The sequence below is a fragment of the Planomonospora algeriensis genome (genome assembly GCF_977012225.1).
Genome location: NZ_CDRNDK010000264.1, coordinates 1 through 8,975 on the forward strand (window position 1 = coordinate 1; position 8,975 = coordinate 8,975).

At 70.4% G+C, this 8,975-nt stretch carries 9 protein-coding genes and 1 pseudogene; all 10 read right to left on the reverse strand.

The genetic code is table 11. The features are described from left to right. The coding region (locus tag ACWJ6R_RS23615) for a DEAD/DEAH box helicase (RefSeq protein ID WP_449064327.1) at window positions 1-1,686 on the reverse strand (1,686 nt) is incomplete at its 3' end. 374 nt (window positions 1,687-2,060) lie between these two features. Next, the gene (locus tag ACWJ6R_RS23620; protein WP_068899216.1) at window positions 2,061-2,429 is read right to left on the reverse strand and encodes a metal-sulfur cluster assembly factor; all 369 of its coding nucleotides are present in this window, start codon (window positions 2,427-2,429) and stop codon (window positions 2,061-2,063) included. Window positions 2,430-2,493: 64 nt separating this feature from the next. Further along, a complete protein-coding gene (gene sufU, locus ACWJ6R_RS23625) occupies window positions 2,494-2,928 on the reverse strand; it encodes a Fe-S cluster assembly sulfur transfer protein SufU (protein WP_449064328.1) in 435 nt (144 codons plus the stop codon). Between the two features lie 73 nt (window positions 2,929-3,001). Continuing rightward, on the reverse strand, window positions 3,002-4,306 hold the full coding sequence (locus ACWJ6R_RS23630; protein WP_449064331.1) for a cysteine desulfurase: 1,305 nt from the start codon (window positions 4,304-4,306) through the stop codon (window positions 3,002-3,004). Between the two features lie 40 nt (window positions 4,307-4,346). Continuing rightward, on the reverse strand, window positions 4,347-5,078 hold the full coding sequence (gene sufC / locus ACWJ6R_RS23635) for a Fe-S cluster assembly ATPase SufC (RefSeq protein ID WP_449064332.1): 732 nt from the start codon (window positions 5,076-5,078) through the stop codon (window positions 4,347-4,349). A gap of 41 nt (window positions 5,079-5,119) precedes the next feature. Further along, window positions 5,120-5,437 carry a Rieske (2Fe-2S) protein gene (locus tag ACWJ6R_RS23640; RefSeq protein WP_196453372.1) on the reverse strand — a complete coding sequence of 106 codons (318 nt, stop codon included), beginning with the start codon at window positions 5,435-5,437 and terminating at the stop codon, window positions 5,120-5,122. Then, entirely contained in the window at window positions 5,434-6,555 is a 1,122-nt protein-coding gene (gene sufD / locus ACWJ6R_RS23645; RefSeq protein WP_449064329.1) for a Fe-S cluster assembly protein SufD, read from the reverse strand. Before sufD ends, ACWJ6R_RS23640 begins: the two co-directional genes overlap by 4 nt. Then, entirely contained in the window at window positions 6,555-7,967 is a 1,413-nt protein-coding gene (gene sufB, locus ACWJ6R_RS23650) for a Fe-S cluster assembly protein SufB (protein WP_449064330.1), read from the reverse strand. Before sufB ends, sufD begins: the two co-directional genes overlap by 1 nt. Next, window positions 7,964-8,674, reverse strand: coding sequence for a helix-turn-helix transcriptional regulator (locus ACWJ6R_RS23655; protein WP_449064333.1), 711 nt, complete (start codon window positions 8,672-8,674; stop codon window positions 7,964-7,966). The genes sufB and ACWJ6R_RS23655 overlap by 4 nt, the downstream gene beginning before the upstream one ends. A gap of 114 nt (window positions 8,675-8,788) precedes the next feature. Continuing rightward, window positions 8,789-8,975 (reverse strand): annotated as a pseudogene (locus tag ACWJ6R_RS23660) (Bcr/CflA family drug resistance efflux transporter); the annotation flags it as partial.

An 8,975-nucleotide genomic window follows, 5' to 3' on the forward strand; every position in this document is an offset into this window, starting at 1 on the left:
CCTGCCCGCGGGCCGGTCCGAACGGAACGGCTCGGAGCGGTAGCCGCCGCCGGAGGGGCGGTCGCCGCCGCGGTAGCCGCCCTCGGCCGGGCGGTCGGAGCGGAACGGCTCACGCCGCTCGCCGCCGCGGTAACCGCCCGAGGGACGGTCGCCGCGGAAGGAGTCGCGCTCGCCCGCTCCGGGCGCTCGGGCACGGTAGCCGCCGCCACCGGCGGGGCGGTCGCCGCCCCGGTAGCCGCCACCGGCGGGACGCTCGGAGCGGTAACCGCCGGAGGGACGGTCACCGCCGCGCTCGCCGCCGCGGTTGTCGTCGCCGAAGGAGCGCTCGCGGGCGGGACGGCCCTCGCCCTCGAACCGGTCGCGGAACCGGCGCGGGCCGCGACCGCCGCCACCGCCGAAGCCCTCACGGCGCTGGCGCTGCTTGGCCGCGGGAGCCGAGGGCTCCCAGACCGGGATCGGCTCGCCGCTGGGCTGCCGGGCCCCGGCGATCTCCTCCAGGCGCGGGTGGCCGGGGGTGGCCTTGAGACGGAACGGCTTGATGCCCGCGCGGCGGGTCATCGCGTCGGTGGAGCGGCGCTCGTTGGGGAGCACCAGCGTCATGACGGTGCCCTTCTCCCCGGCGCGGGCCGTACGGCCGCCGCGGTGCAGGTAGCTCTTGTGGTCCTGCGGCGGGTCGACGTGCAGCACGAGGCTGATGTTGTCGACGTGGATGCCGCGGGCCGCGACGTCGGTGCAGACCAGGACGTTGATCGCACCTTCCTTGAACTCCGCCAGGATGCGGGTGCGCTGGTTCTGGCGCTTGCCGCCGTGCAGGCCCCCGGCCTTGATGCCGACCTGGGCGAGCTGCTTGCACAGGCGGTCCACGCCGTGCTGGGTGCGGACGAAGATGATCGTCCGGCCCTCGCGGTTGGCGATCTCGGCGGTCACCGGGAACTTGTCGTCGCGGTGCACCTCCAGGACGTGGTGCTCCATGGTGTCCACCGAGGAGGCCGCCGGGGCCATCGAGTGGGTGACCGGGTCGGTCAGGAAGCGCCGGACGAGCTTGTCCACGTCGCCGTCGAGGGTGGCGGAGAACAGCAGGCGCTGGCTGTCGGCCGGGGTCTGCTGCAGGATCGCGCTGACCACCGGGAAGAAGCCGAGGTCGCACATGTGGTCGGCCTCGTCCAGGATGCTCACCTGGACCTCGTCCAGCGTGCACTCGCCCTGCTGGATCAGGTCGGTCAGCCGGCCGGGCGTCGCCACGACGACCTCGACGCCGCGGCGCAGCGCCTCGATCTGGCGGCCCATGGACATGCCGCCGACGACGGTCTTCATCCGCAGGGACAGGCCGCGGCCGAGGGGCTCGAGCGCGTCGGTGACCTGCATGGCCAGCTCGCGGGTCGGCACCAGGACGACGGCGAGCGGGTGGCCCGGGCGGGCCTTGCGCCCGGCGATGCGGGCCATCATGGGCAGGCCGAAGGCCAGCGTCTTGCCGGATCCGGTCTGGCCGCGGCCGAGCACGTCGATCCCGGACAGGATGTCGGGGATGGTGGCGCGCTGGATCGGGAAGGGGCTGTCGATGCCCTGCCGGGACAGGCCGGTCACCAGGGGCTTCGGCAGGCCGAGGAGGGTGAACTCGGAGACGCCGTCGGGGATCTCGGGGACCTCGAGGACATCGATGTTCTCGGGCAGGGCAGCGTCAAGCATGGTCACGAAGATTCGTGCCTTTCGGTAGAAGAACGGGGCACGTCACTTCTGCGAAAGGACGAGCCTGGAGCGCGCGGCCGCGAGGCCGCGCTCGATCGACGCCCACTTCGGAGGGGCGGTGGTGCGGTGCAAGTCGAGGCGCACCGCACGGGGCGGGTGTAGCTTACCCGCACGCAGTCAAACCACGATCAAGCATTCCCGGCGTTCGCAGTGCCGGGTCGGTCGGGGCGCTCGCCATTGGGGGGCGAACGCTTGTCCGTCGGTGGAGACAACGCTCCGCGCCGGGCGTTTCTTCCCGGCGCATGGCATTCTCTCACACATTTCGGTACGGCCCGCAACCCGGGAGCCGCGAGCCGTACCGGAGACGAGGTCGCTCAGACGTTGAAGCCGAGCATCCGGAGCTGGTCCCGGCCCTCATCAGTGATCTTGTCAGGTCCCCACGGCGGGAGCCAGACCCAGTTGATCTTCACGTCGGAGACCATGCCGTCCAGCGCCGAGTGCGCCTGCTCCTCGATGACGTCGGTCAGCGGGCACGCCGCGCTGGTCAGCGTCATGTCGATGGTCGCCACCGGCGGCGCCCCGGCCTCGGCGGGGTCGAGGTTGACCCCGTAGATCAGGCCGAGGTCCACCACGTTGATGCCGAGCTCGGGGTCCACGACGTCCTTGAGGGCCTCCATGACCTCGTCAAGGGTCGTCTCCCCGTCGTACGACGCCCCGGTGGGCGTCTCCACGGGCCTGCTCATCGGGCCTCCTTCTCCGGTGTCCGAAAGAGACGGACTCCCCTGTTCGTGACTGGCTCGCTCATGGTCACGCGCTCCTCGCGACCGCGTCCTTGTAGGCCATCCAGGCCAGCAGCGCGCACTTCACCCGGGCCGGGAACTTGGCGACCCCGGCGAACGCCACCGCGTCGCCCAGCACGTCCTCGTCGGCCTCCACCTTGCCCCTGCCCTGCATCAGCCGGGTGAACTCCTCCACCACCGCCATCGTCTCGGTCACGGTCGACCCGGTGGCCAGCTCGTGCAGGACCGAGGCGGCGGCCTGGCTGATCGAGCAGCCCTGGCCGTCGTAGGAGACGTCCTCAACCTTGCCCCCGTCGCCCAGCTTCACCCGCATGGTGATCTCGTCGCCGCAGGTCGGGTTCACGTGGTGGACCTCGGCGTCGAAGGGGTCGCGCAGGCCGCGGCCCTGCGGATGCTTGTAGTGCTCCAGGATCAGCTCCTGGTACATGGACTCGGCGATCATGGAGTCGCGCTCACCTTCTCGTTCGCTGCGCACGACAGGCCGCCGGCCCACCGGTTCGGCTGCACCGGCATGACTAGGCGAACACCTTCTGCACGTGGTGGAGGCCGCGGACCAGGGCGTCGATCTCGGCCGTTGTGTTGTACAGGTAGAAGGACGCCCGCGTGGTGGCGGGGATCCCGAACCTCAGGTGGAGGGGACGGGCGCAGTGGTGCCCCACCCGCACGGCCACGCCGAACTCGTCGTCCAGGATCTGGCCGACGTCGTGCGGGTGGACGCCCTGCAGGGTGAAGGAGACCGTGCCGCCCCGGTCCTCCAGGTCCTGCGGCCCGATCACCCTCAGGCCGGGCAGCTCGCCCAGCGCCTGCAGGGCGTACGCCGTCAGCTCGCGCTCGTGGCGGGCCACCGCGTCCAGTCCGACCGCCGACAGGTAGTCCACCGCGGCGCCGAGGCCGACGGCCTCGACGATCGGCGGGGTGCCCGCCTCGAACTTGTGCGGCGCGGGCGCGTAGGTCGAGCGGTCCATCCAGACCGCCTCGATCATCTCGCCGCCGCCCAGGAACGGGGGCATGGCCTCCAACAGCTCGGCACGGGCCCACAGCACGCCGATCCCGGAGGGACCGACGGCCTTGTGCCCGGTGAACGCCAGGAAGTCGACGTCCAGCGCGGCCACGTCGACCGGCTTGTGCGGGACCGACTGGGAGGCGTCCAGCATGAGCAGCGCGCCGACCTGCCGGACCCGGGCGAGGATCCGGCCGACGGGGTTGACCGTGCCGAGCACGTTCGACTGGTGCGCGACCGACACGATCTTCGTGCGCTCGGTGACCAGCTCCTCGATGCCCGACAGGTCCAGACGGCCCTCGTCGGTGACGGGGAACCACTTCAGGGTGGCGCCGGTGCGCGCCGCCAGCATCTGCCAGGGCACGATGTTGGAGTGGTGCTCCATCTCCGAGATGACGATCTCGTCACCGGGCCCCAGGGTGAACCTGGGGTCGGAGTTGGTGGGGTTGCCGAAGCCGTGGGCCACCAGGTTGAGCGCCTCGGAGGCGTTCTTGGTGAAGACGATCTCGTCGCGGCTCGGCGCGCCGACGAAGGCGGCGACCTTGTCCCGGGCGTCCTCGTAGGCCTCGGTGGACTCGGCTCCCAGCGCGTGCATGGCACGGCCGACGTTGCCGTAGTGCACCGCCAGGTGCTCGCGCATGGCCTCGATCACCTGGACGGGCTTCTGCGAGGAGTTGCCCGAGTCGAGGTAGACCAGCGGCCTGCCGCCGGGAAGCTCGCGGGAGAGGATCGGGAAGTCCTTCCTGATCCTGTCCACGTCGAACGCAGGAGTGCTCACCGGCCGCTCACCGCTCCCTGTCCTCGTCGTCGCCGTCGTCACGTCGGTCACCGCCGCGTCCTCGCCCGTCCGATCGATCCGCTCACGCAGAGGCCTTGGTGTAGGCCTCGTAGCCTTCCGCCTCGAGCTTGTCGGCGAGCTCGGGACCGCCCTCCTCGACGACCCGGCCGGCTGCGAAGACGTGGACGAAGTCCGGCTTCACGTAGCGCAGGATGCGGGTGTAGTGGGTGATCAGCAGCACGCCGGTCTCGCCGGAGGCGCGGAAGCGGTTGATGCCCTCGGAGACGACGCGCAGGGCGTCGACGTCCAGGCCGGAGTCGGTCTCGTCGAGGACGGCGATCTTCGGCTTGAGCAGCTCGAGCTGGAGGATCTCGTGGCGCTTCTTCTCGCCGCCGGAGAAGCCCTCGTTCAGGTTGCGCTGGGCGAAGGCGGCGTCGATGGACAGGGCGTCCATACCGGCCTTCAGGTCCTTGGCGAACTGGCGGAGCTTGGGGGCCTCGCCGTTCACGGCGGTGACCGCCGAGCGCAGGAAGTTGGAGACGGAGACGCCGGGGACCTCGACGGGGTACTGCATGGCGAGGAACAGGCCGGCGCGGGCGCGCTCGTCCACCGACAGCTCGAGCAGGTCGACGCCGTCCAGCAGGACCTGGCCGCCGGTGATGGTGTACTTCGGGTGGCCGGCGATCGCGTAGGCGAGCGTGGACTTGCCGGAGCCGTTGGGGCCCATGATGGCGTGGGTCTCGCCGGACTTCACGGTCAGGTTGACGCCGCGCAGGATCTGCTTGTCCTCGACGGCGACCTGCAGGTCGCGGATCTCAAGGGTTGACCCCGAGCGGACTCGGCTCGAATCAGACACTATGACTCCTTCGAGAGCGAGACGAGCACGTCGTCGCCGTCGATCTTGACTCGGTAAACGGGAACGGGCTTGTTGGCGGGCGGGCCGGTGGGCTTGCCCGAGCGCAGGTCGAAGCACGAGCCGTGCAGCCAGCACTCCAGCGTGCCGTCGTAGACCTCGCCCTCGCTGAGCTTGACCTCGGCGTGGGAGCACACGTCGTGCAGCGCGTGGACCTCGCCGCCCTGGCGGACCAGGGCGACGGGGGTGTCGCCGACCTCGACGCCGATCACTCCCCCGTCGGGGATGTCGGCGAGCTTGCAGACGGTCTCGAACGTCACCGCTCGAGCTCCGCCTCGACCCTGGCGAACACGCGCTCGCGGAGCTCGGGGACCTCGATCTTCTCCAGCAGCTGCGCGAAGAAGCCCCGGATGACCAGGCGCCGGGCCTCGTCGAACGGGATGCCGCGGGCCTGCAGGTAGAAGATGTGCTCGTCGTCCAGCCGGCCGGAGGCGCTGGCGTGGCCCGCCCCGGCGACCTCACCGGTGAGGATCTCCAGGTTCGGCACCGAGTCGGCGCGGGCGCCGTCGGTGAGCAGCAGGTTGCGGTTGAGCTCGTAGGTGTCGGTGCCCTCGGCCTCGACCCGGATGATCACGTCGCCGATCCAGACCGTGTGGGCGCTCTCGCCCTGCAGCGCGCCCTTGTAGACCACGTTGCTCTTGCAGTCAGGCTGCGAGTGGTCCACCAGCAGGCGGTGCTCCAGGTGCTGGCCGGCGTCCGCGAAGTACAGGCCGGTCAGGTCGGCGTCGCCGCCGGGGGCGGTGTAGGCGACCGACGGCGAGAGCCGTACCAGGTCGCCGCCGAGGGTGACCGTGAAGCTGCGGAAGGTCGCGTCCCTGCCCAGCCGGGCGTGGTGGTGGGAGACGTGCACCGCGTCGTCGGCCCAGTCCTGCAGGCTGACGACCTTCAGCGTGGCGCCGTCGCCGACGACGAACTCGACGTTGTCGGCGTAGACCGCGCTGCCGGTGTGCTCCAGCACGACGACGGCCTCGGCCATCGGCTCCAGCACGACGACGGTGTGGCCGAAGGCCGCGCCCTCGCCCGAGCCGGTGAAGGTGATCACGGTCGGTTTGGAGGCGACCGCCTCGCGCGGGAAGGTGACCACGGTCGCCTTCTCGAAGGAGGCGTAGGCCTGCGCGCTGACCCGGTCGGCCGGCACGTAGGCCGCGCCGATGCGGGCGTCGCCGCGGCCGGCGGTCTCCACCGCGGCCTCGGGGGCCGCGTCCACGGTCACCAGCACGTCGCCGGAGGCGGCGGCGGTGCCGTCGTGCAGGCCCTTCAGCCGCGAGAGCGGAGTGAAGCGCCACTCCTCCTCGCGGCCGGTCGGAACCTCGAAGTCGGCCGGGTCGTAGGACGACTTCGCGTGCAGGCTCGACAAGGGTTTGGTTTCCAGGCCCATCAGCCGACGGCCCCTTCCATCTGCAGCTCGATCAGGCGGTTCAGTTCCAGCGCGTACTCCATCGGCAGCTCGCGCGCGATCGGCTCGACGAAGCCGCGCACGATCATCGCCATCGCCTCGTCCTCACCCAGGCCGCGGCTCATCAGGTAGAAGAGCTGGTCGTCGGAGACCTTGGAGACGGTGGCCTCGTGCCCCATCGACACGTCGTCCTCGCGGACGTCGACGTAGGGGTAGGTGTCGGAGCGGCTGATCTGGTCGACCAGGAGCGCGTCGCACTTGACCGTGCTGGCGCTGCCGTGCGCGCCCTCCTCGATCTGGACCAGACCGCGGTAGGAGGTGCGGCCGCCGCCGCGGGCGACGGACTTGGAGATGACGGTGGAGGAGGTGTGCGGGGCCAGGTGCACCATCTTGGCGCCGGCGTCCTGGTGCTGGCCCTCACCGGAGAAGGCCACGCTCAGCGTCTCGCCCTTGGCGTGCTCGCCCATCAGGTAGACGGCCGGGTACTTCATGGTGACCTTGGAGCCGATGTTGCCGTCGATCCACTCCATGGTCGCGCCCTCGTAGGCCACGGCGCGCTTGGTGACCAGGTTGTAGACGTTGTTCGACCAGTTCTGGATGGTCGTGTAGCGGCAGCGGGCGCCCTTCTTCACGATGATCTCCACGACCGCGCTGTGCAGCGAGTCGGAGGAGTAGATCGGCGCGGTGCAGCCCTCGACGTAGTGGACGTAGGAGTTCTCGTCCACGATGATCAGGGTCCGCTCGAACTGGCCCATGTTCTCGGTGTTGATCCGGAAGTAGGCCTGGAGCGGGATCTCGACGTTGACGTTCGGCGGCACGTAGATGAAGGAGCCGCCGGACCAGGTCGCGGTGTTCAGCGCGGCGAACTTGTTGTCGCCGACCGGGATGACCGAGCCGAAGTACTCCTTGAAGAGCTCCTCGTGCTCGCGCAGGCCCGTGTCGGTGTCGACGAAGATGACGCCCTTCTCCTCGAGGTCCTCACGGATCTTGTGGTAGACGACCTCGGATTCGTACTGGGCCGCGACGCCGGCGATGAGGCGCTGCTTCTCCGCCTCCGGGATGCCGAGCTTGTCGTAGGTGTTCTTGATGTCCTCGGGCAGCTCGTCCCAGGAGGCGGCCTGCTTCTCGGTGGAGCGCACGAAGTACTTGATGTTGTCGAAGTCGATGCCGGAGAGGTCGGCACCCCAGTTGGGCATGGGCTTCTTGCCGAAGAGGCGCAGCCCCTTCAGGCGGAGGTCCAGCATCCACTCCGGCTCGTTCTTGAGCGCGGAGATGTTGCGGACGACCTCCTCCGACAGGCCTCGCTTCGCCGCGGCGCCGGCCACATCAGAGTCGGCCCAGCCGAACTTGTAATTCCCGAGGCCTTCCAGCTCCGGGCGGTCGGTGACAGTCACCTTCCGGTCTCCTTGCTCGATTCGTCGATCGTTCTATGACGGGGCGGGCTCACGTGGGTGGTGCACACTCCGTCGCCGTGGGCGATGGTCGCGAGCCGCTGCACGGGAGTGCCGAGGATCTGCGCGAACGCCTCCGTCTCGGCCTCGCACAGCTGCGGGAACTCCGCGGCCACGTGCGCCACCGGGCAGTGGTGCTGGCACAGCTGCTCGCCGCCGACCTCGGCCTTGCTCGCCGAGGCGGCGTAGCCGTCGGCCGAGAGCGCCTCGGCCAGGACGCGGACCCGCTGGTCGGCGGGGACCTCGTCCATCCCGGAGCGCAGGCGGCCGACCAGGCCGGACACCTGCGACCGCGCGAAGTCGGCCACGGCCTCCTCGCCCAGGCGGTCGGCGAGGAAGCGCAGCGCGCTCCCCGCCAGGCCGTCGTAGGCGTGCTCGAAGGCGCTGCGCCCGGCGTCGGTGATGGCGAACAGTTTCGCCGGCCGTCCCCGGCCACGCTGCCCGCGGGGCCGCGCCGTACGGGGTTCGATCATCCCGTCGGCGAGCAGCGCGTCCAGGTGGCGGCGGACGGCGGCGGGGGTGAGCCCGAGCCGTTCACCGAGGGCGGCGGCGGTGATGGGTCCGTGTTCCAGGATGAGCCGGGCGACGCGCGCGCGCGTGCCGCTCTCGGCGGGCACGCCGGAATGCCGCGCTTCGGCGGCCTCCCGCATGTCCGACGTCCGGTTCACGTATTTCACAACATCAGTGTGGCGTAATTACTTCCCCCCTGCCAAACCGGAGGGACATTCCTTGCCAATGCAATGCATCACTCAGGGAAGGCTTACCTAACCTGCGGAAACGCTCCGGTCCGGTCGCCACAGACCGGCGAAGGCCGCCAGGGCCGCGACGGCGAACACCGCCAGCACGGCGGCCATCGGCAGCGCCGAGCCGCCGCCGCCGAGACCCACCAGGGGCGCCGCGAGACCGCCGAGCGCGAACTGCAGGACGCCCAGCAGCGCCGACGCGCTCCCG

What these genes read in the sequence shown, in the direction of transcription:
- ACWJ6R_RS23620 (WP_068899216.1), bottom strand. Translation starts at nt 2,429, where the DNA reads ATGAGCAGGCCCGTGGAGACGCCCACCGGGGCGTCGTACGACGGGGAG.
- sufU (WP_449064328.1), bottom strand. Translation starts at nt 2,928, where the DNA reads ATGATCGCCGAGTCCATGTACCAGGAGCTGATCCTGGAGCACTACAAG.
- sufD (WP_449064329.1), bottom strand. Translation starts at nt 6,555, where the DNA reads ATGGGCCTGGAAACCAAACCCTTGTCGAGCCTGCACGCGAAGTCGTCC.
- ACWJ6R_RS23655 (WP_449064333.1), bottom strand. Translation starts at nt 8,674, where the DNA reads ATGCGGGAGGCCGCCGAAGCGCGGCATTCCGGCGTGCCCGCCGAGAGC.